At 60.3% G+C, this 24,585-nt stretch carries 25 protein-coding genes; 13 read left to right on the forward strand and 12 right to left on the reverse strand.

Annotation, left to right across the window (positions count from 1 at the left end; genetic code table 11):
- Positions 1 to 13: 13 nt before the first annotated feature.
- Positions 14 to 1,057 (reverse strand): NAD-dependent epimerase/dehydratase family protein, encoded by a 1,044-nt coding sequence (locus AC0L3O_RS19265; RefSeq protein ID WP_128245270.1) that lies wholly within the window; start codon positions 1,055 to 1,057, stop codon positions 14 to 16.
- The gene (rfbF, locus tag AC0L3O_RS19270; protein WP_128245271.1) at positions 993 to 1,832 is read right to left on the reverse strand and encodes a glucose-1-phosphate cytidylyltransferase; all 840 of its coding nucleotides are present in this window, start codon (positions 1,830 to 1,832) and stop codon (positions 993 to 995) included. Before rfbF ends, AC0L3O_RS19265 begins: the two co-directional genes overlap by 65 nt.
- Positions 1,833 to 1,921: 89 nt before the next feature.
- On the opposite strand from rfbF, the gene AC0L3O_RS19275 reads away from it, so the two are divergent.
- The 5 genes from AC0L3O_RS19275 to AC0L3O_RS19295 all read left to right on the forward strand — a co-directional run bounded on the left by AC0L3O_RS19275 (position 1,922) and on the right by AC0L3O_RS19295 (position 7,041).
- Positions 1,922 to 2,746 (forward strand): PIG-L deacetylase family protein, encoded by an 825-nt coding sequence (locus AC0L3O_RS19275; protein ID WP_128245272.1) that lies wholly within the window; start codon positions 1,922 to 1,924, stop codon positions 2,744 to 2,746.
- A 200-nt stretch (positions 2,747 to 2,946) separates the two neighbouring features.
- Entirely contained in the window at positions 2,947 to 3,264 is a 318-nt protein-coding gene (locus AC0L3O_RS19280; RefSeq protein WP_473616302.1) for a hypothetical protein, read from the forward strand.
- A 102-nt stretch (positions 3,265 to 3,366) separates the two neighbouring features.
- Positions 3,367 to 3,909 carry an FG-GAP repeat domain-containing protein gene (locus AC0L3O_RS19285; protein WP_473616396.1) on the forward strand — a complete coding sequence of 181 codons (543 nt, stop codon included), beginning with the start codon at positions 3,367 to 3,369 and terminating at the stop codon, positions 3,907 to 3,909.
- A 155-nt stretch (positions 3,910 to 4,064) separates the two neighbouring features.
- Positions 4,065 to 4,817, forward strand: coding sequence for an FkbM family methyltransferase (locus AC0L3O_RS19290; protein WP_128245273.1), 753 nt, complete (start codon positions 4,065 to 4,067; stop codon positions 4,815 to 4,817).
- 139 nt (positions 4,818 to 4,956) lie between these two features.
- Positions 4,957 to 7,041 carry an oxidoreductase gene (locus tag AC0L3O_RS19295; protein WP_473616303.1) on the forward strand — a complete coding sequence of 695 codons (2,085 nt, stop codon included), beginning with the start codon at positions 4,957 to 4,959 and terminating at the stop codon, positions 7,039 to 7,041.
- 155 nt (positions 7,042 to 7,196) lie between these two features.
- Here AC0L3O_RS19295 and AC0L3O_RS19300 read toward each other — a convergent pair whose 3' ends face one another.
- Positions 7,197 to 7,289: a hypothetical protein gene (locus tag AC0L3O_RS19300; protein WP_473616305.1), complete on the reverse strand. Its 93-nt coding sequence runs from the start codon at positions 7,287 to 7,289 to the stop codon at positions 7,197 to 7,199.
- A 1,195-nt stretch (positions 7,290 to 8,484) separates the two neighbouring features.
- Complete coding sequence (locus AC0L3O_RS19305) at positions 8,485 to 9,927, reverse strand: DUF4214 domain-containing protein (RefSeq protein WP_473616397.1); 1,443 nt, start codon at positions 9,925 to 9,927, stop codon at positions 8,485 to 8,487.
- A gap of 409 nt (positions 9,928 to 10,336) precedes the next feature.
- Here AC0L3O_RS19305 and AC0L3O_RS19310 point away from each other — a divergent pair, with 409 nt between their 5' ends.
- Positions 10,337 to 11,497, forward strand: coding sequence for a glycosyltransferase family 4 protein (locus AC0L3O_RS19310; RefSeq protein ID WP_473616398.1), 1,161 nt, complete (start codon positions 10,337 to 10,339; stop codon positions 11,495 to 11,497).
- A gap of 81 nt (positions 11,498 to 11,578) precedes the next feature.
- Positions 11,579 to 12,034 carry an NUDIX hydrolase gene (locus AC0L3O_RS19315; RefSeq protein WP_473616306.1) on the forward strand — a complete coding sequence of 152 codons (456 nt, stop codon included), beginning with the start codon at positions 11,579 to 11,581 and terminating at the stop codon, positions 12,032 to 12,034.
- Positions 12,035 to 12,092: 58 nt separating this feature from the next.
- Here the strand turns inward: AC0L3O_RS19315 and phnF are convergent, their stop codons facing one another.
- A complete protein-coding gene (gene phnF / locus AC0L3O_RS19320; RefSeq protein WP_473616307.1) occupies positions 12,093 to 12,878 on the reverse strand; it encodes a phosphonate metabolism transcriptional regulator PhnF in 786 nt (261 codons plus the stop codon).
- Complete coding sequence (locus AC0L3O_RS19325; RefSeq protein ID WP_473616309.1) at positions 12,875 to 14,056, reverse strand: alpha-D-ribose 1-methylphosphonate 5-triphosphate diphosphatase; 1,182 nt, start codon at positions 14,054 to 14,056, stop codon at positions 12,875 to 12,877. The genes phnF and AC0L3O_RS19325 overlap by 4 nt, the downstream gene beginning before the upstream one ends.
- Positions 14,057 to 14,177: 121 nt before the next feature.
- Between AC0L3O_RS19325 and AC0L3O_RS19330 the strand changes: the two genes are divergently transcribed.
- The 3 genes from AC0L3O_RS19330 (at position 14,178) to phnE (ending at position 16,651) form a co-directional block, all read left to right on the forward strand.
- A complete protein-coding gene (locus tag AC0L3O_RS19330; protein WP_091590049.1) occupies positions 14,178 to 15,035 on the forward strand; it encodes a PhnD/SsuA/transferrin family substrate-binding protein in 858 nt (285 codons plus the stop codon).
- Between the two features lie 79 nt (positions 15,036 to 15,114).
- Positions 15,115 to 15,864 (forward strand): phosphonate ABC transporter ATP-binding protein, encoded by a 750-nt coding sequence (locus AC0L3O_RS19335; RefSeq protein ID WP_473616310.1) that lies wholly within the window; start codon positions 15,115 to 15,117, stop codon positions 15,862 to 15,864.
- Positions 15,857 to 16,651: a phosphonate ABC transporter, permease protein PhnE gene (gene phnE, locus AC0L3O_RS19340; protein WP_473616311.1), complete on the forward strand. Its 795-nt coding sequence runs from the start codon at positions 15,857 to 15,859 to the stop codon at positions 16,649 to 16,651. The genes AC0L3O_RS19335 and phnE overlap by 8 nt, the downstream gene beginning before the upstream one ends.
- Before the next feature lie 69 nt (positions 16,652 to 16,720).
- Here phnE and AC0L3O_RS19345 read toward each other — a convergent pair whose 3' ends face one another.
- A complete protein-coding gene (locus AC0L3O_RS19345; RefSeq protein ID WP_473616312.1) occupies positions 16,721 to 17,830 on the reverse strand; it encodes a calcium:cation antiporter in 1,110 nt (369 codons plus the stop codon).
- A gap of 396 nt (positions 17,831 to 18,226) precedes the next feature.
- Here AC0L3O_RS19345 and AC0L3O_RS19350 point away from each other — a divergent pair, with 396 nt between their 5' ends.
- Positions 18,227 to 18,883 carry a TerC family protein gene (locus AC0L3O_RS19350; protein WP_473616314.1) on the forward strand — a complete coding sequence of 219 codons (657 nt, stop codon included), beginning with the start codon at positions 18,227 to 18,229 and terminating at the stop codon, positions 18,881 to 18,883.
- A 110-nt stretch (positions 18,884 to 18,993) separates the two neighbouring features.
- Here AC0L3O_RS19350 and AC0L3O_RS19355 read toward each other — a convergent pair whose 3' ends face one another.
- Positions 18,994 to 20,124 (reverse strand): site-2 protease family protein, encoded by a 1,131-nt coding sequence (locus tag AC0L3O_RS19355; protein WP_128167820.1) that lies wholly within the window; start codon positions 20,122 to 20,124, stop codon positions 18,994 to 18,996.
- Positions 20,125 to 20,570: 446 nt separating this feature from the next.
- Complete coding sequence (locus AC0L3O_RS19360) at positions 20,571 to 21,008, reverse strand: CBS domain-containing protein (RefSeq protein ID WP_287138799.1); 438 nt, start codon at positions 21,006 to 21,008, stop codon at positions 20,571 to 20,573.
- A 221-nt stretch (positions 21,009 to 21,229) separates the two neighbouring features.
- Here AC0L3O_RS19360 and AC0L3O_RS19365 point away from each other — a divergent pair, with 221 nt between their 5' ends.
- Complete coding sequence (locus AC0L3O_RS19365; RefSeq protein ID WP_473616315.1) at positions 21,230 to 21,640, forward strand: DUF427 domain-containing protein; 411 nt, start codon at positions 21,230 to 21,232, stop codon at positions 21,638 to 21,640.
- 59 nt (positions 21,641 to 21,699) lie between these two features.
- Here the strand turns inward: AC0L3O_RS19365 and AC0L3O_RS19370 are convergent, their stop codons facing one another.
- Positions 21,700 to 22,113 (reverse strand): HD domain-containing protein, encoded by a 414-nt coding sequence (locus AC0L3O_RS19370; protein ID WP_287244669.1) that lies wholly within the window; start codon positions 22,111 to 22,113, stop codon positions 21,700 to 21,702.
- A 149-nt stretch (positions 22,114 to 22,262) separates the two neighbouring features.
- Positions 22,263 to 22,517, reverse strand: coding sequence for a hypothetical protein (locus tag AC0L3O_RS19375; RefSeq protein ID WP_023799556.1), 255 nt, complete (start codon positions 22,515 to 22,517; stop codon positions 22,263 to 22,265).
- A 251-nt stretch (positions 22,518 to 22,768) separates the two neighbouring features.
- Between AC0L3O_RS19375 and AC0L3O_RS19380 the strand changes: the two genes are divergently transcribed.
- Positions 22,769 to 23,110 carry a hypothetical protein gene (locus tag AC0L3O_RS19380; protein ID WP_128167818.1) on the forward strand — a complete coding sequence of 114 codons (342 nt, stop codon included), beginning with the start codon at positions 22,769 to 22,771 and terminating at the stop codon, positions 23,108 to 23,110.
- A gap of 62 nt (positions 23,111 to 23,172) precedes the next feature.
- On the opposite strand, the gene AC0L3O_RS19385 is transcribed toward AC0L3O_RS19380, so the two are convergent.
- A complete protein-coding gene (locus tag AC0L3O_RS19385) occupies positions 23,173 to 24,579 on the reverse strand; it encodes a PAS domain S-box protein (protein WP_023799554.1) in 1,407 nt (468 codons plus the stop codon).
- Between the last annotated feature and the right edge of the window lie 6 nt (positions 24,580 to 24,585).

Here is a 24,585-nt window from a genome sequence, read left to right on the forward strand (position 1 = left end):
CGGCTGTGTTTGTTCAAACCGCTACCGCTAATTGCGGCGTGCGACGCAGATCGGTATCCAGTTCACCATCTTGGATCAGCTTCTGCACATGGGCGATGCGCTTGAACCGCTCGCCCTCGAAATCCCCAAGTGCAAGGCCTTCCGCTCGAAATGTGTGATAGAGCTGTTCGATACCGCGCCGCGCTGTCCATTGCGGCTTAAACCCGTGCAGGCGGCGACCAATATAGGTGCAGTCGACGCGATAGCACCGTCTGTCAGGCCCGGCGTCGGGCGCGAACTTCACCCGGCTATCGGGAACGATCGTTTGCACCAACTCCGCGATCTCTCGAATCTGATAGTTTTCCGTGGTCAAGCCGACATTGAATGCCTCGTTGTGGACCAGCTCTCGCTCGGCTTCGAGTACCGCGATATAGGCCAGCGCGATGTCCTCCACGTGGACGATCGGCCGCCATGGCGAGCCGTCGCTCTTGAGGTAGACCAAGCCGGTCGTGTAGGCCCAGGCGGTCAGGTTGTTGACCACGAGATCGAAGCGGATGCGAGGCGACAGGCCGTATGCAGTCGACGCACGCAGGAACGTCGGGCTGAACGATTGATCCGCCATCGGGGCGACCGCTCGCTCCACATTCGCCTTCGAGGCGCCGTAAGGCGTAACCGGGTTGAAGGGAGCATCTTCAGTTAGAAAGCTGTCGCCGGCCGCGCCGTAATTGCTGCAAGAGGAAGCATACAGGAACCGCTGGACGCCGGCGGCCTTGGCGAGTTGCGCGAGCCTGACCGAAGCGCCGCAGTTGATTTCCTCGGTAAGCAGGGGTCGGTAGTCCCCCAACGGATCGTTTGACAGTCCGGCGAGATGGATGATCGCGTCGAAGCCGGCGACGTCGTCGATTTCAATGTCGCGGATGTCTTTCTCGATCGTCGGCACTTCGGCCAAGGTTCCTACGAAAGTGCATGACCGGAAGATGTCGCTGTCCAGGCCCGTGACGTCATGGCCGCGTTCAAGCAGCATCGGAGTCAGGACGGAACCGATGTAACCGAGGTGGCCTGTAACCAGAACTTTCATCGATCAATTCCCATGTTTTCCAGGGCGCTTGCCCGCTGTCCCACAATTTCTGAAGGAGATGCTTTTCGCGGATGGTGTCCATGCATTGCCAGAAGGATTCGTGGCGATATGCCATCAGTTGGCCGTCAGTCGCGAGCCGCTGCATTGGCGCGTGTTCGAACATGACATCGTCGCCGTCGATATAGTCCTTTATACCCGGCTCGAGCACGAAGAAGGCGCCATTGATCCAACCCTCCGAGGCCTGTGGCTTTTCCGTGAAGTTGACAACGCGATGACCATCGAATTCGATGTGCCCGTAGCGTGCTGGCGGACGCACCGCCGTCATCGTTGCAAGCTTGCCATGCGATTTGTGAAAGGCGATCAGTTTATCAAGGTTGACGTCCGAAACGCCATCTCCCCAAGTGAGCATGAATGTCTCGTCGCCCATCCAGTCGATCAGGCGTTTTATGCGGCCGCCCGTCAGCGTATTCAGTCCCGTCTCCACAAGATCGACGGACCAGTCAGGCAGCGAGTTCGAGTGGCGCTTGACGCTTCCCGATGCAGCATTGACAGTCAAGCTGCCATCGAATGCGACATAGTCGCTGAACCAGCGTTTGATGTATTCGCCTTTGTACCCCAACGCGACGGCGAACTCGCGGTGGCCGTAGGCATAGTAATGCATCATAATATGCCAAAGGATCGGCTTTGCTCCGATTTCGACCATTGGTTTCGGCCGGATCTCGGTTTCTTCCGCTAGCCGCGTTCCCAGTCCGCCAGCAAGAATTCCTACCTTCATTGTTTTCTCACCCCAATCGCCTACAGTGTTTTGCTACCATGCGCAGGTCGGGTTGAACCACACCGAAGAAGGGATGATCGGAAGCATCGATGCATGACGTCAGGCATACGATTGGCGCTATGCTCGATAGAGCGATGCGTAACCGGTCTCATCCTTTCGATGTAGCAGACTGGCAGGCGTCGGCGGTCATCATTGCACCCCATCCCGATGATGAAACGCTGGGATGTGGAGGGGTTGCCAGCAAGAAGTTTAGCTCGGGCGCCGATGTCCGGTTTATTTTTGTCACCGACGGTTCGGCATCCCATGCAAATCGGGTTGACAGGGAGGCGCTGCGGATCGCCCGCGAGGACGAAGCGATCGAGGCGGTTTGCCGGTTGGGAGGGTCGGCCGATCGGGTGAGATTCCTGCGTGTTCCCGACGGCACGGCAAAGCATCACATCGGCAAGATCGCAGAGGCGATCGCTGAGTTGCTTTTCGTTTGGCAACCGCAGAGCGTGTTCGTCACCCATGCAAAAGAGCCGCCCGCGGACCATGTTGCCACCAATCTTGGCGCCCGAGGCGCGCTGCAACTGTATGGCCGGCGCGTGACCGTGTTCGAATATCCCGTCTGGTACTGGTATCAGTGGCCCTGGGTTCGTCTGCACGATCGAGTGCTTGGATTCAATCGCACCGCATTGCGGCAGACGGTCCGGACCCTTGCCGGCTTGCGCGGCGTTAAGATGTTCAACTCCCACGCTTTTATCGGCGACGTGATAGATGCAAAACGTCACGCGCTGGCAGCTCACCGGTCCCAGATGGAGCGGCCAGCGGGACTCGACGACTGGCCTATCCTGGCGGATGTAGGTGGGGGCGATTTTCTGAATCGGCTGCTGAGCGAGCACGAGATATTCACGCGATACGAGCTTAATGCGTGAACATAGGCGGCCTGAAGCGTCTCGGGAGGAAGTCGGCGGGGCGGCCATGACCTCTTCGGGGTTCGAGCCAAAGCTGCGGTGCGGCTTCGATCCCTCTGCGACTTTACTTGCCGCCCGTTTTGGATGAACCGCCGTCCCATCCAAGACGGAGCCTCGGGTCCGTTCTGGTATCGCCGGCCGGCCGATCCCTGGCAAGGTGAATGGGAACAGGCCGGCTCGGTGAGGGAGTGGATGCGATCGCGGCAATCGATGTTGACGACGACGGACGCGGGGAAGTGATCGCCCAGCGCGGCGGGGGCGAGACACTGAACCTGGCGTGGCTTCAGGCGCAGCAGGCGTCAGCGCGGGGCTTTGAGGAACATGCGATCGGCGAGGTTCCCGCCGCCAGCCACGATCTCGGGGCAGGGCCATGCACCGTCGCAGATCGTCGAAGGCGGCCGGCCGAGCTTGCGGTCGCAAGCGGTCTCGGAGTGTTCTACTTTCCCATCCCCGGCGACACGGCGGCGGGGGGCCGCTAACCCGCATTTGCCCTGAGGCCTCTGACGAGGGGATCGCGTTCGCCTAGTATCGACGGCGACATCCTGCTTGACCTTGCGGCCACTACCGGCAACGCAAAGGAGATCGCATGGTGGGGCAATCCGGGGGATGGCTCTGCCGACTGGCAGCGCCGCGACGTCGCCAATGTCCCCAACATGGTCTATCCGGACCGCGTGGCGGTCGCCGATCTGGACGGCGAGGGACGAACCGACATCGTCATGAGTGAAGAAAACGGGCAGGCCGACCACGCAAAGGCCTATTGGCGGCGCAATCCCGGCGACATCAAGCAAAACTGGGAGCAGCAGGAGATCACCTCGCGCGGCTCGCTCAACAGTCTTTCGGGGGCCGATATGAATGACGATGGCCGGCCGGACCTCGTCATGGGCGAGCACCGCGGCGCCCTGCGCCTTTCGCTCTGGCGCAATCTGGGAGGCGGGCGGTTCATCGAGCAATTGGTCGGCGAGGGCGTCGAGAGTCATCTCGGCGCCCGCACGGTCGACCTCGACGGCGACGGCGATCGTGAGATCGTTTCGAAGGGGTGGGATGCTCCCCAGGCCATCCATGTCTCGCGCAACGATGCCACCGTTCCATCGGACCGGGAGGCCGGGCAGGTACCCCCAAGATGAGATATGGCCCACAATCGGAGTAGCGATCAGTCGGAGGAGGTAGGAGCCGGCCAACCGGTTGTCGGGCTCGATCCCGGGCGCGCAATCTGTCACCTTCGCGGCGAGCGGCACGGGCTGGCCCCGTCCCCGAGGCGTCGAAGAATGGGAAAGAGCGCGTGACATTGACGGCAAGGTTCCTCAGCGTGTTCAGCGACGCGCGCGTCATAGCCAAGGGAGAGGCCGCCGGTCTCAAACTGGTGGCGAAGAGCGCCGACCCGAACTTTGTTCGCGGCACCTACGAGCCGCCCATCCAACAGGCGATCGCGGCAAACCTGGCGCCTGGGGACGCCTTTTTCGACATCGGCGCGAATATAGGTTTCTTCAGCCTCATCGCCGCGCGCCGCGTCGGGCCGCGCGGTCAAGTCTATGCGTTCGAACCTGTTCCCCGCAATGCCGCAGCTGTCGCAGAGAGTGCACGGCTTAGCGGGTTCGACACAATACGGGTGTTCGCCGAAGCTGCGGGCGCCACATCCGGCCGTGGCCAGCTTCTGCTCGCCCATCACATCGGCGGCGCCGCGCTTGCCTCGGCGGGAGCACCGCCGGACATGAGCGGCCGCCTGGAGGTCAGCATAGTCGCCATCGACGATGCCATCGCCCAGCGAGGCCTCAGGCCGCCCTCGCTGGTCAAGATCGACGTGGAAGGCGCCGAAATTGACGTCCTGGGCGGTATGACGGAAACACTGCGGCGACACCGTCCGAAGGTGATTTATGAGGTAGACGATGCAACGCGCGAGGGGCTCAACCGCAAGGCCCGACAGATCGCGGAACTCCTGACTGCTGCAGGCTACGCATTAAAACCGCTGCCAGCCTCCTATGGCAATGGGGAATGGCGGGTCGAACACGTCTTGGCGCGGCCGGTGGGCGCTTAAGAACTATCTTCGCGGGCGTCATGCGAGACAGCAAGCCTGATCAATGGGACAAGCGAGGCAGTGCGCGACTTCTGCCCAGGACTGCGAAACGTCATTGATGCCTTGAAGAATCTCGTACGACGACGTGAGGAGGGTCTTGTTGTTGCACCGTCATGACTGGGTAGAAACTGCTGAAGAGGCTGGGTCCGGCGTTGCCCGGCCGGAGGTTCTTGTCGCAGACGATTTTCAAGATAAACGCGCCCGCGGTGCGGTAATTGGCACCTTGGCAGTCAAGGGAGGTGTCAGGCGAGGACGTGACATCGAACGCCAGATCGCGATCGATCACGGCGCACTTCGTTTCCAGCCGCTCGTCAGGCCAGGTTGGGGCCGGCAAGGGATCTCCTATGGTCCCTTTCAGCGAGAGGCTGGTCTGGTGCTATTGGTCTCGATCACCAACGGCCACAACACATCGCAGGGATCGCCATTGCCTGATGACCTCGCCAGGCGGCTCTACCGTTGGTTGCGAGGACCCGGCATTGACCCATGGCCCGGCCGACTGGTTGCCCTGATACGTGCGCCACGAAAGAGGCTCACCCTTCGCCGTTTTTGGTGGTGGACGCTTAGCACCTCCAGAACCTACCGGGGATCGAACATCGACGAGAACCTGGCTGTCGGCTGGTTCCCCAGTGAGGCGCCGATTAATCCCGTGGAAGAGGGCTGCGGCTTTGTCGTGCATGCCGCAGAAGGCGAAAACGGCGAGCTGTGGGCTCGTGTAGGAAAGCAATGCCTGAGTGCGTTTCGGCGCCTAAAGAATGTTCATGTCTATTATGTCGTGGCGTTGCGAGAGCAGGGCGCTGTCTATTATGCGGCCGCCGACCAAAAAGCCCACGGTCTTGCCGCTTTTCCGATGATGCGTCCGATCGCGATCGATCCTTTCAACAAGGACGAAAAGCTGTTTGCGGGTGTTCATCAGTCGGCACTTGGCCAGATCGGTTTTCGGGTCGACACACGCGTCCAAGCGGTCCAAGTCGGGCGGATACCTCAATTTTCGACGCTGTTTGGCACCGCCCACGCCGCCGATGCACTCGTCGAAGGCTGGCCGGGGCAAATCGCTGCAATCGGGGGGCGGTGGCATTTTTCGCAGGACGCTGGCGATAACCTATCCGTCGTCGATCCTGGTCGCCCTTCAGGATTGATCCACGGGCTGCTGGCAATTGGCGCCGTCTCGGATGTGTGTGGTCTTGTTTGTCGGTTTCGGGACAACGACAATTTCTGGGTGCTGAAACTGTCGACGCTCGGATGGACCTTGGTGCGCAAGCAATCGGGCAAAGAGATTACGATCGGGACCGGTACGGAACACGCTTTGCGCAGCTGTTCTACCCATTCGGTCCAGATTCTTGACTGGAACGGTCAGGTGAGCTGCTTTCTTGACGGGGTTCGCCTTTTCGAAGCGTCTGTCAATGCCGATTCGGTCGAGAACGCTACCGGAGTAGGTATATGGAAAAGCTTCGATAGCGAGCCGCGCTGGCATAATTTCGAGGCTCATCCTTGCGAAGTTCCCATCCCATTTATGGCGCCTCTGGGGGCACCTTGGAACCAACTCGGAGCAACCCTGTCCTATGCCGACGGTTTTACCGGTACTGCCGGCGAACTAGATCGCCGCACGTCGGAGCTGGGCGACGGGCAATGGGCCAGAACACTGGGCACCGGTGTCATCGACGTTGATGGGCTGGGCAGCGCGCGTGTGCGCGCGAGCGTAGACAGACCGAACCCAGGTCGAACATTTTATTCGCTGCCATGGGACCTACCGGGATTCGCCGATCTCGAGGCCACAATCGAGCCTCCTGGGGAGCGCCGAGGACAAGATCAGCGCGGCCGGGCAGGACTGCTTTTCTGGCAAGACAGCGACAACTACGTTTGTGTCACGACTTGGCTCGACGACGTCTACCAGGGTGCATCGATTTCGGTGTTCATCAAGCGGCTCGGCTTTGAGGAACTTTATGACGCGGTTTGGACAAATGTGGCGGACAAGGTCGTTTGGGGAAAACCTTTTCGCATGCGCGTTGCGTTCGACGGAAATCGGTTTGCAATCTTGATCGACGACGAACTGGTGATGCAGCGAAGCCTCACCGATATCTATCCCGACGATGCCGCCCTTCAAATTTTGCGGGTCGGACTCGCCGTCAACTGGGAGTGGGGAGATGACACGGGCTCGGTGTTCACGTCGTTCAAGGCCCGGCGCTGAGCGAAAGAGCGGTTTCGCTTTCCAAGCCATGAACGGTTGAATGACGACGGCCTCATCGTACAGGTCCCGGGTCGACTGGGCTATTTTTTCCCCCGAATAGAGATCGGCGACCCGCGCGGCTTCCTGGCGTCCCAGGTTCGCCGCCCGCCTGCATATCAAGAAAGGCAGATGATATGGGCTGCAAGCGCTTCCGAGTCATTGTTTTCAACCCCAACGCCATCGCCAGTCGCTTCCACGATTTCGGTCATGCCGCTGACGCGAGTGGCTACGAGAGGAGTACCATTCGACAGCGCCTCGACAGGCTCATGCCGAAGCACTCGCTGAGAGATGGATTATCAGAAGCGTTGCTTCGGCATATCGCGCTGCCATTCTTCGTAGGGCAGGGTGCCAACGAAGCTCAGAGTGGGATCATCGCGCAGCGCGGCATGGTAGGGACCGGGGTATGCGCTACCGTTGTGGTAGAAGCGAGCGAGATCGCAGACTTCGCGGTCCGCACTCAGGTCAATCAGGAACTCACGAGGAAGCGTTGCCGATGGAGCCGACGATCTCGCGGCGGGACTTCAGGACAGGCCGCGATAACGGTCTGCCAAGCTTCAATCAGCGTGTGAATGCCTTTTCGGGCGACACACGGCCAACGAATAATACTTTTCCTGGTATTCGCGCTACGGCGACGTCCTGGTTCGAGGGGGCGCTCCATTCGGCAGGACTGCGAAAATTGTGCCCATTTCAGCAAAGCACGTGCGCCGCCGTCACGACATGTTCTGAGCACCGACGGTGAGATCGCTGGCGCGAGGGCTCGGTTCATCGCGTGGCGGTCAAGTTCTGCAAGCCAGTCACAATGCATGTGCAACACGATTGCTGCTTGCGGCGCCCCCTATCGAATGGCGGGCATGCGGAAAATTCTGGGTGTGGACCACGTCGGGCGATAGACGGCGTATTGTCCGAATGGCTTGGGCGAGAAAGTCGAATGCGTAGGGACTTTGTGCCACCAACGGCGACCGCGGCCAGGGGCGTGACCGTGTCAAAAGGCTAGCTCAGGATTACGACTTTCATCGAGCCCGCAGCCTATGGCGCTGGTCCATTTTTACGAGCGTCTCCAAATGCAGTTTGTCCAACGCGGCCGCGATGGCACCGGCGGATATCCAGATTGTGCAGTGATCACAACGCCTGTCGCCGCAAGGAGGCAGAAAGCCGAATCAAGGTGCATGGGATCGATTTCCTCCCGCTGGATAATGGCGTCAGGTAGACCCCTCGTTTACCGGAGCAGCCAGAATATTGGGCACCACCATGGCGAGCGCCGCAATCCCGAACGCCTCGGGGCCAAGGTGCCGCGCCAGCACCACAAATACACCGAGCATAGCGATCTGTCGGCCCCAGCTATCGACTGCGGCCCAAACAGCGCCAGTCACGACCTGTCGGCCGAAAAAATCATTGGACCGCCAGCTAAGGCTCGTTGGCAAACAGAACCGTGTGTCTGGAGCGAAACTCATACGAATGGATCAATTCCGCCACGATCTGTTCTCCACTCGCCTTGTCGCTGTCCAGTTTCGACACGTAAGCAGAAAGTCCCTGGCCGTCTGGCTCCCGTCCCAGCAATGTCCGATAGAGAAGGGCCACGTATTGCGCGTTTCCAAGCCCAACCGGCTGATTGTCAGTCCTGAATTCGACCGAAAGCAACATCTTCGTCAGTAATGGAACGATCGATGGATCCTTCTTCATCGCGATGACCTCGCGCCACTGTTCGGTCGGAGACGGCATGCGACGCAGGACCAGGCAGTAAGCATATGCAATCTGGTTGGCGTGGTTGAAGACAGACTTGTCGAACGCATCAAGCGAACAGGGGTGAAATGCCCCGATGCCGGGAACGCGGGGCACCGACATCTGGTCAGCAGGCGGCAAGCTCTCCGTCGTGGCCATTGACGAGCTCGAGCCTGCATTGCCGTTCGCAATGGTCTTCTTGACGGCATCGTATGCCGGCTTTCGCCCGCTCGGCGCCCATAGCCCTTCGCCGCGCTTCTTCAGGCGCACGAGGCCCATAAAGGCCTCGTAGCTTGGCGCCCAGTACGGCTCGTCGAGCAGTTCGTAGATATGGGCAGCTTCCAATCCATATCGAGATTGATATCGGCGCAATAGCGTCATCGTCTGGACCAGACCGTCCGCCTGCTGCTTTTCCCCTCGTTGGCTGCCCCCGGCGTAGTTGAATTCGGTTAGCCAGATTGGACGACCGAGAGTGGCCAAGAACTTGAATGCTTCCTCGGGATCGCCCTCGTAAAGATGCCAGACCGATATATCCCATCTGATGCCGTCCTGCAGCATGCGGGTGAACGCTGCACGGTGACCCCAGCCGGCCGTTCCCATAGCTTTTCGTATGGTCGGATCCACTGCGATGGTTGCATCCGACAGGCCGCGCAGCACTGCGCTTGCCTTCGCCCAGCGCGGACTGAAATAGTCGGACGTCTCGGTGCCGCCGGCAGGGCCCCAGGAGCAGTTGTATTGGATTCCGTTGTCCTGCATCTCGCAGGGCATCAGGATGGCGTAGTTCTCCATCTCGTTGCCAAGCTCCCAAACGCGGATGTCGTCCTTGAAGCGGGATACCAGTGTCGACGCGAGATCGTAGGCTTGCGCATAGAGGTCATCGACGGATTGATTGTCGAGGTCCAGGTCGGGCGTGATTACCGGCAGGATTTCGACTCCGCGCTGCTTGCCCGCCTTGACCAGTTCGGCAAGCTTGGTGGCGCTGTCGGCGCTGGAAATGTTGACGCGATACGACTTCATGCCGAGGTCGCTGACATAGTCGAGTTGCTGTTCGATCGATATCCCGGGATAGGCGTTGAAAGGGTGGCCGTTCACCCCCCAGAGCAGATCCGCTGCGCACGAAGCTGTCATGCCCAGCAGGCATGCCAGGGTTGTCCATAGGCGTCTGGCCGCGGCGACGGCCCGTCCAACGGAACCTGGTTGCGATGGATTGGTCGGCCGCTGCATCAGCTCGAACTTGCCTGGTTTGCGCCGGACATCATGCGGCATCACTCCACTCGCTGAACTCGCCTGACATCCATCCGAGCACGACGATCGAGATCTGCCGCACTGCCCGACGCAGTCTATCAAAACCGCGCCACGCAGAACCTCACACGTTTGGCGTAAACGCCCATGATTGGCCTCGCCATTCGGATGAGAGCTGCCGGGAAGCCTCTGAAGCAAACGACCGGTTACGTCCCAAAGGCCAGGATGACCCTGCTGTCCTGGTCGTCCAAAGTCGTGGAACTGAGGCATGGCGCTGGTGATCAAAAACCCTGTGATGACACGACATTGGACAATCAACGGCCGCTTTCTCGCGCAGCCGACCACCGGAGTTCAGCGCTACGCACGCGAGATCGTTTCGGCGCTGGACGCCTTGATCGTTGGCCAGGCTGCCTTGACACGGGATCTTACGGTCGAGTTGCTGGTCCCGCCGGGGGCGCTTGACAATTTGCCCTTGGCAGCGATCCGTGTCCGGACTGTCGGCAGCTTTGGCGGGCATTTATGGGAACAGGCTGTGCTTCCGGCCTGTCTTCGCGGCGGGCTGCTTAGCCTCTGCAATACGGGCCCTGTGACGGTTCGTCGACAAGTGCTGTGCATTCACGACGTCAATACACGGGCATGCCCGCAGAGCTATTCATTTCCATTCCGGCTTCTTTACCGCACCTTGGTTCCTGCCCTGGGCCGGGCCGCGCATAAGATTACGACGGTGTCGAAATACTCTGCGGGTGAACTGGCGCGCTATGGCGTGTGCCCGGCGGCAAAGGTCGAAATTGCAGGCAATGGGCATGAACATGCGTTGCGATGGGCTCCTTGCCACTCGGAACAAACACTGGCAGTCGCCGGCCCTCGTACGATCGTTGTGCTTGGCAGTTCCATCCCGCACAAAAATGTCGGCTTGATCATCGGCATGCACGAGCGACTTGCCGCGGCGAGCCTGCAGATTGTTGTTGTGGGCGCTTCAACGTCCCGTGTTTTCGCCAGCAGCGGCGACCAGAAATCGCCGAACGTCATTTGGCTGGGAAGAAGGTCGGACGCGGAACTCGGCGCGCTTCTGCGCGATTGCCTATGCCTCGCGTTCCCCTCCTTGGTCGAGGGTTTCGGGCTGCCGCCCCTCGAAGCTATGGCACTGGGATGTCCGGTGGTCATGTCGGACCGTGCCAGCCTCCCCGAAATCGGCGGCGATGCGGTCTTGTACGCATCACCTTGCGACGAGAATGCGTGGTTCGATTGTTTTATGCGCCTGGCCCACGAAGAAGGCCTCAGGACCAGCTTGATCGCACGCGGTCGCGCCAGGGCGGCGCGATTTCAGTGGGCCGCGTCGGCTCAGCGCTATCTGGAACTGATGGCCAGCGTGGATGGTGTTCCGTCACCACCACCGCTGAGCGTAGTCGAATGCAATGCGAATGAGCGACTTGCGGCGGCGGCCAGTATCATTTGAGATCGTCTCGAGCCCAACGGCATTGCCATTCAGGCTCCCGTTCAGCCTGCCTGCGATCATAGGTGGCGGAGGCATGAGGCGATGGCGAAAAGAAGTGCGGGCATCCTGCCTTACCGCAGATCAACCGGCGAATTGCAGGTGCTGCTTGTCCATCCTGGCGGGCCGTTCTGGCAAAGCCGCGATCTCGGCGCCTGGTCGATTGCAAAGGGCGAGTATGGTGATGACGAACAGGCGGAAGCTGCGGCGCGTCGCGAATTTGCGGAGGAAACCAGCTGGGAGCTCAAGGGAGCGCTGATTCCGCTGGGGGAACTGCGCCAGCCCGGCGGCAAGCTTGTAACGGCCTTCGGCGTCGAAAGTGATTTCGACGCCGGCACCTTGCGCAGCAACATGTTCGAGATGGAATGGCCGCCGCGCAGCGGCCGCATGCAGACTTTTCCAGAGATCGATCGGGCAGGGTGGTTCGGCCTCGATATGGCCCGGGAAAAGTTGCTTGTCGGCCAGCGGCCTTTTCTCGACCGGCTTGTGGTGTCTGTCTAAGGGTCGACCCAATGGCCCGACTGACGTCCTCAACTGGTCGTGTTGACATGCGCCATAATCAGAAGACGAATTCGACGGATGTCAGCGGCCAGCAGCCGCGGGTCCATTCGATTGGTACGCCGCTGCGGTCCTCGTTGACAGCATTGATGCGGAATACTGGCGTTCCGGGCGTCAGCCGCAGGATTTCCGCTTCATCGGGGGATGCAAAGCCGCCACTGATGCGCGTCTCGGCCCGCCGGTAGTTGTCGATGCCATGCGCGCGGAAAACATCGGTCACCGACTGACGCACATCGTATCTCTGCTCGAAGTCGGGAAAGAGATGCGCCGGAAAGAACTTGGTATTGACGTAAACCGGCTGCTTGTCCGACGTTCTGATCCGGCACAGCCGGATAATGGTGGTGTCAGGTGCGAGACGCAACCGTTCCGCCACGGCCGCTTCGGCCGGTTCCCGGAGAATAAGCAGCGTCCGGGTGCCGATTTCCTGGCCGTGGGCTTCGAAATTGTCGAGAAAGCGCTGTCCGTCGCGAACAGTGAATGTCGAGGGCAGGTTTCGCACGAAGATACCGACGCCCTTGCGGGCGGTGAGGTGGCCCTCATGCTGTAACTGCTGCAGCGCCCGGCGAAGCGTAATGCGGGTGACCGCGAGTTTCTCTGCCAGATGCGTTTCTCCGGGAAGCTGGCTGCCCGGCGCAAGACTGCCGCTCTCGATCAGATCGAAGATGTGATCGTAGATCTGCTGCCAGATCGGCGTATCGTTGCGTGGCCGAAAGACCAGCCCGTCAAAGGCCAGAAGGCGATTGCCATTGCGCTCGTGTGGTGTTGAAATTTTCGTGTCCAAGTTCATGAAACCTTATCCACCGGCGACCGCTGTGCAGACCATCGGTCTGTGCGGGAGAGCCCGGAGCTATAGACAATTTGTCCATGGACCATGGTGGCCACCACACGCGGATGTTCTGGATCGCCAGCATCGACCAGGATCAGATCCGCCCGGCGGCCGGCAACAAGCGAGCCGCGATCGTCGAGGCCGGCCACCCGGGCCGGGTTTGCCGAAACCAGATTCCAGATCGAGGGGAAGTCGCCGGCGTCTGGCGAAGACAGTCTGAAGGCCGCATGCAGAGGCGAAGGGTAGTGGTAATCGCTGGTCAGCACCGTGCAAAGTCCGGCTCTGACGGCCTCGGTGGCATTTAGCGCTCCATTATGGCTGCCGCCGCGCACGACGTTGGGCGCGCCGAGGATCACGTCCTCGCCCATTTGCCGCGCGGCCTTGGCTGTTTCGAGCGTTAGCGGAAATTCCGAGGCCTTTGCGCCGAGGGCGCGAAAATACATGCGTTCCTCGGGAGACGCTTCGTCATGGGCAAGAAGCACATTGCCATTGGCCCGCGCAGTTGCGGCCAGCTTCCCGATCGCGATCTCAACCTCGGCGCGGCGGGACCAAATCTGGCCGAGCAACGTCATGTATTGCTCGCGGCTCAAGCCAGACCGCTCCGCCATCTGACCGATCTTGCGGGCAATCGTGCCGTTCAGCACCGACCCCGTCGTGTGATCGTTGACGGCGATGATCGGCCGTGGCGAAAGCGAGAGCCATCGTACGACCTGCGCCATCTGATCAAGCGCGAAGGTCTCCCAGCGCAGATGCAGACGCGTATCGCAGCCAAGGCTATCGCGGAGATCGCAGACCGCGCCGATCAGCTGTTTGGCAGCGTCGAGCGAGCGAAGTCCAGGCTCCCACGACACCGTGACGCCGTGAAAGGCCGTGGTTACGCCATTGGCGACAAGCTGGCGGTCCGTATCTTTCAGCGCCAGCGCGGTGTCGAAGCGGACACCGGGCCGCGGCATGATCTGGCGCTCGAAGCCGTCGCCGTGAATATCGACGATCCCCGGAAGCACGAGCAGACCATCGGCATCGATTGTGGAGGCATGGGCCGCTCGCAGCTCTGACACGATCCCGCCGGTGACGCTCAGGTCCGCGGTTTCAAGTCCCCGTTCGGTAAGGATGCGACCACCCTGGATGTGCCAGTTCACTGTATCCCTCAAAAAAGCAAAGGCTGCCGGTGGCGCCGGCGAAATGTCACGAGCACGTCATCTGCCGCGTATACGGATTAGCGGGTAACAGTTTCCTGTCTATACAGCAAAGGAAAAAACGATGATCCGCAGCATCGCAACCGCACTCGCCCTGACGCTTGCCTCCGCTCTTCCAGTGTTTGCGGAGCCGGTGAAATTCGCGGTAACCGACATGGAGGGACTGGAGGCTCTTCAGCAGGAATTCGGTGCTTTCCAGACCGCTCTTGAGGAGGCGACCGGCCTGGATGTCGAACTGTTTCCGGTCAGTTCGCGGACCACCGCCGTCGAGGCGATGAATTCCGGGCAGGTCGATCTTGTTCTGACCGGTCCTGCAGAATACGTCGTCATGAAAGAATTAAGCCAGCCGAAGATTGTTGTCGCCTGGCAGCGCCCCGACTATTTCGCTCAGATCGCGGTGCTGGCGAATGGACCGATCCGCTCGGTCGAAGACTTGAAGGGCAAGAAGGTCGCATTCGGCTCGGTCGGCTCGACCTCCCAGCACCTCGGCCCCGCGCAGGCGCTGGCCGATTTCAACCTGAAATATGCCACCGATTACGAACCAGTAATCATATCGCGCAACATCGCGGCTGAGGCTCTCATCCGCGGCGACATCGCCGCTATCGGCTTGAATTTCGGCTATCTCAACTCGGTCCGGGAAGCATTCCCCGGCGTTGCCTTCTCGGTCATCGCACGGGGCCGCGATCTGCCGAACGACATTCTTGTCGCCCGCAAGGACATTTCAGATGACGTGTTCGTCAAGATCCGCGATGCCTTTGCGAAGAATGGCAATGAGCTGATGAAAGCGATCCTGACCGGCGAGGACAACCAGAAATTCAAGGGCGGTTTCTTCCTGACTGATGTCAGGGACTCGGACTACGACTATGTCCGCTCGATGTACCGCACGATCGGAATCGAGACCCTCACCGACTTCGTAAACTGAGGCTCGCTCCTTTTCAGCGACAAGGCCGGCGGCTAACCGCCGGTCTGTTTCGCAGTTCGGTCTGGGCCAAGAGGTCACTATGACAGCCATCATTCGGGCGCACGATCTTGCGAAGAGCTATGCGAACGGAAAGGTCATTTTCTCCAGTATCGGCCTCACCATAGCATCGCGCGAACGGGTTGCCCTGATTGGCTCGAACGGTGCTGGAAAATCCACCCTGCTCAAATGCCTCATTGGTCTTCTACCGTCGAGCGGTGGCGAGGTCGTCACCCTCGGCGAGAGCTTCCGCTCGGCGCCGTCCGTCGCCCAGCTGCGGCGCATACGCAGGCAGATCGGATTTGTCTTCCAGCACCACGGACTGGTCAGCCGCCAATCGGTTCTTACAAACGTTTTGCAGGGCAAGCTCGGGCTGCCCGGCGGCTGGCGCGGCTGGCACCATTCCATCGCAAAGCAACACTGGCGCGAGGAAGCAATGCAGGCCCTCGCCGAAGTGCGGCTTCTCGGCAAGGCGGGCGCCCGCACCGACGCGCTTTCTGGAGGGCAGGCGCAGCGGGTGGCGATTGCCCGTGCGTTGATCCGGCGTCCGAAGCTTTTGATAGCAGACGAACCGGCGGCAAGTCTCGACCCGGCGGCTGGACATGATGTGATGCGCGTCTTCTCCGAGCTGACCCAGGAACAGGCGATCACTTTGGTCTACACCACGCACGACATGGAGCATGCTCTCGACTACTCCGACCGCTTGATAGCGCTCAAGGCGGGCAAGGTCTTCTTCGACCGACCGACGGCGCAGGTGACCCGCGCTGATCTGAAAGACGTCTTCGATGCATGACCGCCTTTCGCCGAGCCGGATTCCGTCGATCTCGCCCGTCACTTTCAGCTTTGCCGTCGCTTTGGCCGCTCTCGTGATCGTTTCCGCCGGGCAGGTCGCACCTTCGCTGGAACAACTGGCAGGCGGGGTGCCCCGAATGGTCCATCTCGTCGGCCGCATGATACCCCCAAATGTCGAGCCAGGGTTCCTCCTGAGGGTTTTCTGGCGCATGGTCGAAACGTTTCAGATAGCGCTCGTGGGGACAGCAATAGGTGTCGTCCTCAGCTTGCCGTTTGCCTGGCTCTCGGCCAAGGACATAACCCCGATCGGCCCGTTCCGGCATATCTCCAGGATGCTGGTCTCGTTGTTCAGGACTGTTCCAGATTTGGTCTGGGCACTACTTTTCGTGTCAGCCGTTGGTCTCGGGGCGGTTGCCGGCACCATGACCATCGTCGTCGATACGATCGGCTTTTGCGGGCGCTTCTTCGCCGAGGCGATGGAGGATGCCGACGAAAGACCTCAGGAAGCGCTGTTTGCAATCGGCGCCGGACGATTCTCTGTTCTGTGCGGGGCAGTACTGCCTGACGCCATGCCGTCCCTGATAAACACCACGCTCTTCGCGCTTGAAAAGGCAGTGCGCTCATCAGTTGTTCTCGGCCTCGTTGGAGCCGGTGGCATCGGCCAGGAGCTGAAGGTCGCGTTCGATCTTTTCCAATACAGGAATGCCTCGACCATCATTCTCGTGATCTTCGCCATCGTGGTGTTAATGGAGTTCGTGACGGATCGCTTGCGCTCGAAGGTCCAGTAGTTGCAGGCTAGGCATGTGCGCCGCAAATCGACAGGACGCAGCGATGGCCGAAGACGGCGGGTCGATCACCTACGGCACGAAGATAAGGAACAGATAGGCGACAAACACGACGAGATGAACGAGCCCCGTCAGCATCGTTGTTCGGCCCGTCCCAAAGCTCACGATGCTGATGGCAAGGGCGAGGATGAGAAGCACGGTATCCCCCGGACCCAGACCAAGAGTCAGGCTTCGTCCGGTGAGCAGGCTCGCCGCACCGATCGCCGGGATTGTCAGGCCGATTGTGGCGCAGGCCGAGCCGAGGGCGACATTCAGCCCTCGCTGAAGCTCGTTATTGAGCGCTGCCCGAACCGCCGATACCGCCTCCGACATAAGCACAAGCGCAGCGACGAAGAAGCCCACGATGGCGTCCGCCTGGGTAACTTGAAGAAACTTGAGCCCATTCTCGATGCTGCCGGCCACCTGCTCGGTCAGAAGAACGATCCCTGCCAGTCCGACAAATAAGAGAAGCACATTGGTGGTCACTTTCTCGCCCTCAGATACATGCTTGTCATGTTCCGCGCTGGACGTCAGGTCTTCGATAAAATCGCCCCGATGGCGCACCATCTGGGCAAAGACGAAGGCACCATAGAGGAGGATTGAAAGAACGCTCACGAAAGCGAGCTGCGAGGCGGAGAACGTACCGGGGCTTGTTGCAAGCGTGTAGTTTGGAAGGATCAGCGTAAGAACTGTCAGCGCCATAATGACGGCAAGCGAGGCGTTGGTGCCCTGACGTTTGATGTCCTGATATCGATGCTTCAGCCCACCCAGGGTGAGGCAGACCCCGACGACGCCAGCGCAAACGATCATGACCGTCGAAAACACAGATTCGCGTGCCAGCGTCGGGTTGTTCTCGCCGTGCAGCATCATCGAAACGATGACCGACGCTTCGATGGCCGTCACCGAAAATGTCAACAGCAGCGTGCCATATGGTTCACCGAGCCGCAGTGCGACGGCTTCTGCATGATGCAAAACCACAAACACTGTCGCGAAGATGAAGATAGCGACGACGATCAACGCCAGGATTTTGATCGAGAGCGGCGAATGCTCGATCGACGCGGCGCCGAAATGAATGAGTGCGGCCAGGCCCAAGGAGCCGATTGGGAACAGATATTTGCCGATCGATCGTCGATGAGCAGCCAAGACGGAATTCCTTCATCGCCATCGACGGTCGCAGATCGGGTGTTGGAGAAATTTACCGAAGCGCACTGTATCAGTCTACTTGCGGCTGCCGGCCCGTTCAATGGCCGCGTGGCCGATCGACCTGGCTTAACCAGCTTGCCGAACTCGATGCCGCATATGCGGATCACAATTAAGCCTTGAGTTTTTGCGCTTGGGGCAATAGCTAGGTGCTGCCAGGCCGGGCCCCTCTGGCAGTCCATCAGGACTGCGATGTCGGACTGGAATTCCAATCCGGGTGGCCTGGCTTTGAGTTTTCCTCAGCTGTAGCGGCATTTCTCTTGTCACACGCGGTGTCCGCGTTGCTCTACGGTTATACTCGCAAGCCGCGTCACCCCTAGCTGAACGCAAGGGTGCCGTATGACAGATTTTTTCAGTCCCGAAGCAATGACCGCTCTCATGCAGGTCATCATGATCGACCTGGTGCTGGCCGGCGACAATGCCATCGTTATCGGCCTTGCCGCGGCCGGACTACCCAAAGAGCAGCGCAGAAACGCAATCGTCGTTGGCATAATCGCAGCGGCCGTTCTGCGCATCGGCTTTGCGGCCGCGACAACCCAGCTCCTGCAGATCGTCGGGCTGCTGTTCGCTGGCGGTCTTTTGCTGTTGTGGGTCTGCTGGAAGATGTGGCGCGAACTCCGGCAAAACCATGCGCAGGAAGCACAGGCGATCGAAGCGCTTTCGGAAAGCGACGTCGACTACGATGGTGTCGTAGCTGGCAAGGCTCCGCGCAAGACCCTGGCCCAGGCAACCTGGCAGATCATCATCGCCGACGTCTCCATGTCACTCGACAATGTTCTGGCGGTAGCCGGTGCTGCGCGCGAACATCCGAACGTGCTGATCTTCGGCCTTGTCCTCTCCGTCGCGCTGATGGGCATCGCTGCAAACCTCATTGCCAATCTGCTTCAGAAGCACCGCTGGATCGCCTTTGTCGGGCTGGTGGTCATCCTCTACGTAGCTGGCGACATGATCTATCGCGGTGCGCTTGAACTTCTGCCTCACGTTCCGGGCGCTTGAGACACAGAAAAAGGGCCGGGACGACCTTCGTTCCGGCCGATTTCTGCTTATCGCTCCGCTACGATTTAGAGCGCACTCACCCGATCCGGCGGTGAAAAGAATCCTCGTGCTCAGATCCGTGTGAATCGCGGCTTGGCCCCACGCAAACGACCAAATCGGAAGGCATCCGACACGGCTGAGCGGATCATGAGCATCTCGCCTATGGTTTCGTGTGTCATGAGCCCGACCAGCCGGTCGGAACTGTCCACGACGGCTACAGCAGGCACGTCTGCCTGCTGCATCAGCCGCAGGCTTTCCTCGAGACTTTTGCGGTAATGTATTTTCGGGATATCGTGCCGCATTGCGCTCGCGACCGGTGCGGCGGGTCCCTTTTCCTTCAATGTCCGGATCATGTCGTTGCGTGTCACCAATCCTTCAAGATGGCCAGCGGAGTCGACGACAGGGAATTCGTGCTGCGTCGTCGCGAGCAGCATCTCGATTGCCTGGTCGAGCGTCGCCGACCGTTCCAGCCGGGCGAACTCGGTGATCATCACATCCGCGACAAGGACGCTTGTGGCTACCTCCCGGATCTGTGCGTTTTGCGCTTCCGCTGCCGCGGCGAGATAGACGAAGATGCCGATGAAGATCAGTAGCGGATTGTAGAACAGCCCAACAAAACCGAAGACGAAGGCCAATCCTTGCCCGATCATGGCTGCGATCTGGGTTGCGCGCGACCACGACAGGCGGGCGGCGAGTGCGGCGCGCAGGATACGGCCGCCATCCATCGGGAAGGCTGGGATCATATTGAAGATGACCAGGAAGACATTGACCCCGGCAAGCCTGGCGAGAAAACTCATACGCGGATCCTCGATCCCGGCCATCTGTTCGACGCCCGCCGACCCGCCGAGCAGGACGAAGATCAGCGCGGCGATCGCGACATTGACCAGCGGCCCCGCGACCGCGATCACGAACTCCTGCCCCGGCTCTTCGGGCATGCGTTCGAGCCTGGCGACGCCGCCGATCGGGAAAAGCGTAATGTCCGGCGTGTTGATGCCGAAATACCGCGCAGCGGCGATGTGGCCGAACTCATGCAGGACCACGCAGGCAAAAACCGCAATGATGAAGGCAACGCCTTGCCAGGCCGCTGGCGTGCCGCCGATCTGATAGTGCGTCAGCCAGATCCAGACGAGCAGAAGCAGGAAGGTAAAGTGAACGCGCACGGTGGTGCCGGCGATCGTCCCGAGGTTCAGCGACCAACCCAAATCCGTCCACTCCGAGAGGCCCGACGTTCGCAAGAGGCCCCACCTTGGCAACAGGCCCCACCTTCGCAACAGGGTTTGGCAGGACGCTTGCAATCGTTCGAGAACATCAGGTGCTCAAGCTCATCGTGTGCGACTAAGGGCTGCCCGGCCGCGAGATGCCCGCCTCGGTGTCGCGCGGTCCCGTCGCAAGAACAGCTTATCACGACACGACATCCGGGTGAACGTCTCGGCGCGTGATCTGACGCGTCCGCGCCTGCACGATGATTTCGCCCTGCCGCGCTTTTTTTGGCGCTGAAGGACACGGTGCTTCGGATCGTTGTCATGGATGCTCCTGAACCTTTGCCGAAAACATCGCAAATGCAGAAGGCTCCGGCGGGGCGCCGGCGTTAGCCGACGCACCGCGAAACAAGTGATGTTGACCTTGCGCCGACATGTCGCGGCGTTAGTCAGTGAGCAGTCTGCGAATGCTCGCCGCCCGGCTTCGAGATGTCGCTTAAAGCTTCTCCCGCTTCTGCCGCTTCGCCATTCGTCGCGAGATCGCCAAGCGAGATGATGCCGACGAGCCTCTTGTCGCGGTTCAGAACCGGGAGCCGACGTACCTGCAGGTCGCCCATGTTTTCAAGCACATGCTCGACGTCTTCGTCATCGAAGCAATATTTGACCTCCGGGCTCATGACATCACGCACCTTCGTGTCAGGTCCCTTGCCCAATGCTACGCCGCGGATCGCGATATCTCGATCGGTGATCATCCCGACCAGCCGGTCGTGGTCGCCTACGGGCATCCCTCCGGCGTCAAGCCTGCCCATCATCTCAGCCACTTCGCGGATCGACTGTTCGGGGTTAGCGACCTGTACATTCCTCGTCATGCAGTTGCCGACCTTCATGGCAATCTCCCTTAACTTGCGAAGCCCCGCCGCCGGTTCCGGTGTCAATCTAGGAAACGAACTCTTCGGCGGTAACGTTCCCTTGAATCTGAATGCCCCGCGGGAGGTTTTTCATCTGTCGCCGGCTCCCCCGATGTCGCGGCTCCAATGAGCCTCACGCGGTTGGAACCCTGACGGGCGATACGACGTTCCAGGAGATCGGCAGCCAACGGAGAAGTCGAATGCAGCCCTTAGCCGTAAATTCCACCAGCCGTCCCGGCGCGCTGACGATTACCCCGTTCAATGGAACCGTGACGGTCAGGTTCTCCGACGCGATCATTGCCTCGACAGAGCGGGCAAAAGTGCTCCATGAAGAGGGGCAAGATCCGGTCTTCTATATCCCCTTCGAGGATATCTATCTCGACCTTCTGGAGAAGACCAACACCACAACCCACTCCCCGCTGAAGGGCACGGCCAGTTACTGGCGGGTCCACGCGGTCGGCGGAGCGGCCGACGACTTCATGTGGGCCTACGAGACGCCCGACACGCCGGCATTGGCCATCGCCCGCCATGGCGCCTTCGATCCCAGCAAGGCGCGGATCGATGCCGATCCTGCCGAGGACAAGCGACATACGCCTCACATCCCCGAATAGAGCCTCGCATGAAGGTCGCACATCGGCCGATCACGCCACAGGCGACAATCCTCTCGTCATCAGGAGAATTCTTCGTCGAGGATCCGCAGTCCGTCTTCATATTTCGATGTCGACGCGCCAATCTGCTGTGCTTGCCATAAATTGTCGGCAAGATCGGCGCGCTTGACCGGCAGCGCCAATGGGTTGGCTGCTGCTCTGCGCACGAAAGCGAGGTCGTCCTCGTGCGGCCTGCGTGTCATCGCATCGACTGCCGATACGATGGAGGTTCCGAAACCTGCCGCCTCGAGCCGCTCGCGATCCCAATCGTCGCTTTTCTCAACAACGTCATGGAGGTAGGCAACGGCCTTCTGGTCGAGCGTTTCGACGGCATCAACGACCCGGCGGCAATGCTCGATATAGGGCCGTCCGGTCTTGTCCGTCTGCCCCGCATGAGCTTGTTCGGCGATTTTTGCCGCGCGGTAAAGGAAGCTCACTGCCTCGATCCTTGCTGGCCTGTGTGATGCTGCAACCGGCCTTGTTCCGGTCCACAACATGCCTCACCGAACGCGCGACGATTGCCTGAAGTTCCACAGAATGGGCAAGGCTCCGGCGCCGAAACATCTCCAGCGCCGCGAGGGCAGCCTTACAGCTTGCTGCCGCCCTGGTCGCGGGACGCTCCATCGACAATGCCGGAACTGGGCAGAATTCCAAAATCCTGCGACTTGGCACCTTGTGCCGCTGTCAAAAATCCGTCCGCGTGGAGACCGCGCCGCAGCAACTCCCTCACGGCCGCAGACCGGCTTGGCATGCGCCTTTCGAAGCGCCAGTTTTCCAAAGCAGCCAATTCCTCCGAGGTTAGCATGATCTGCAGTCGTTCGGGTCTTTCCAGCTCGGCCATTTCTGCCCTCCAGCCGCTCAACGTTAGTATTTGTCTAAGAAGTAGGAAAAGCCTCGTCAGCCGTCAAGACCGGCTCATTGGCCATCGGCGTGAAAGGCTCACAGTTACTGTCAAGCGTCGATCGTGTAGCCTGAGCGGTATGCTAACTTGTTGATTTTGTGTGTTGTTTGATGGATTACGCTTGTCATTCGAGCTGCTATGGCACATGCTGATCTTGAGGGACAAACCGCTCCTGAAAGGAAGGGGTTTCCATGAGAGACGGTTATTCGGCCCATTTGTGTCACGACGTTGACCTGCAAGTTTGGGCAGCCGCCCGGGATAAGGGGATACTCAATGTCACTGCGGTGGCCGAGGCTGTGCGGCTGCGAAACCTCGCAGAAAACGTTGCGCTTGAAGACGTCGAATGCCTGGTGTTGCAAGCCGCCCAGTTCTACGGGGCGGCCATGGAATTCGACAGCCTGACCGTGTTTGAACCAGGTAACGTCGATCGGCACTCGCTTGGCTGCGATGCCCTGCCTGGAAGAGGCGACGTCGATGTTCTGGAGGACAGGGCTGTTTCGCCTTATTTTCGCCCGCCGGACCAAACGCAATAGGTCTGGCCGAACACAGTCGGTCGCGGGGAAGGGCTCAGCTTCACGAGCGCGGCGAAATTCCTTCAATCGGCCGCGATTTCGGCCAGTGATGTCTGGACGAAATGCAGCGGCGCCTCAAGCGTCCAGGTGATGCCTCGGGCGTGGAACTCCAGCCGCCCGCTGCCGCTGAGAGCCTGCGGCGCCACTCGCTCGAGCACGACCAGTCCGAAACCGCGCGCCCTGACAGCGTCCAGGATTGGCCCGTCCAACTCACGCCAGACCAGTCGAAAGGTCTCAGCGCCGTCGCCCGCAGGGACCACGTGCCAATCGATCTCGACGCGTCCGCCGTTGCACGACAGCGCTCCATGTTTTGCCGAATTGGTGGCGAGTTCGTGAAAGGCTATGCCGAGATACTGGACGGCGTTCGGCTGCAGTACCACCAGTGGCCCGGCCATCGACACGCGGGACTGCGCTGCGAAGGCCTTGAGCTGTGCCTGGATGAGCTCGCCGACCGTCGCGCCGCGCCATTCGGCATTGACCAGGAGATCATGGGATTCCGAAAGCGCCATGATGCGCTCTCGAACTTGCCCGAGGAAAGCCTCAGGTGTGCTCGTCAGCTTGCTTGTCTCGCGGATCATCGAGATGATGACCGAATACTGGTTCTTCACCCGATGGTTGACCTCGCGCATGAGCAGTCGGATGCGCCGTTCGTTCTCCTTGTGGGAACTGATGTCGCGCGCGATCTTGGAGGCGCCGACGACCCGCCCGATCCCGTCGCGGATCGGTGAGACGGTGAGCGAGACCGAAACGAGCGTGCCGTCCTTGCGCAGGCGCATCGTCTCATAGGAGGGGACGCGTTCGCCGGCGCGGATGCGGCTGATGATCGAGACTTCCTCGTCGAGACGGTCAGGCGGAATGAGCATCGTCACCGGCCGGCCGATCGCCTCGGCAGGCGTGTAGCCGAACAGGCGTTCTGCAGCATCGTTCCAGCTGGTGATGATGCCATTCATGTCCTTCGAGACGATGGCGTCCATCGACGACTCGACAATGGCGGCAAGACGCATGCGGGCTTCATCGCCCAGCGTCTGCGTGCGCAGGTCGAGCAGCGTGTTGATGGCACCGACTACATTGCCCGCTTCATCGCGAAGCAGGCGTGGGTGAGCCCTGAATGGGACCAGCTCGCCATCCGGCCGCTCCGCAATCGCCTGGTCCCAGGAGACATCCCGCCCTTCGCGCAGCGCCACGGCCATCGGACACTCGCCATGCGCCATATCCCGACCGTCCAGATGACGAAGCTTCCACGAGCCGCACCATAGGTCCCGACCGATAACAGGACGATGGCCCCAGAGCTCAGCTGCGGCTTCGTTGAAGAAGGTGATGTGTCCCTGCCCGTCGACGGTGTAGATGGCGACCGGCAGTGCCTGCATCAGATCGGCAGTGGGAATGCCCGGAACTCCGAGGCCGACATCGGCTTGTTCAACGAAGTTCACTTATGG

This window comes from Mesorhizobium sp. WSM4810 (genome assembly GCF_055811235.1).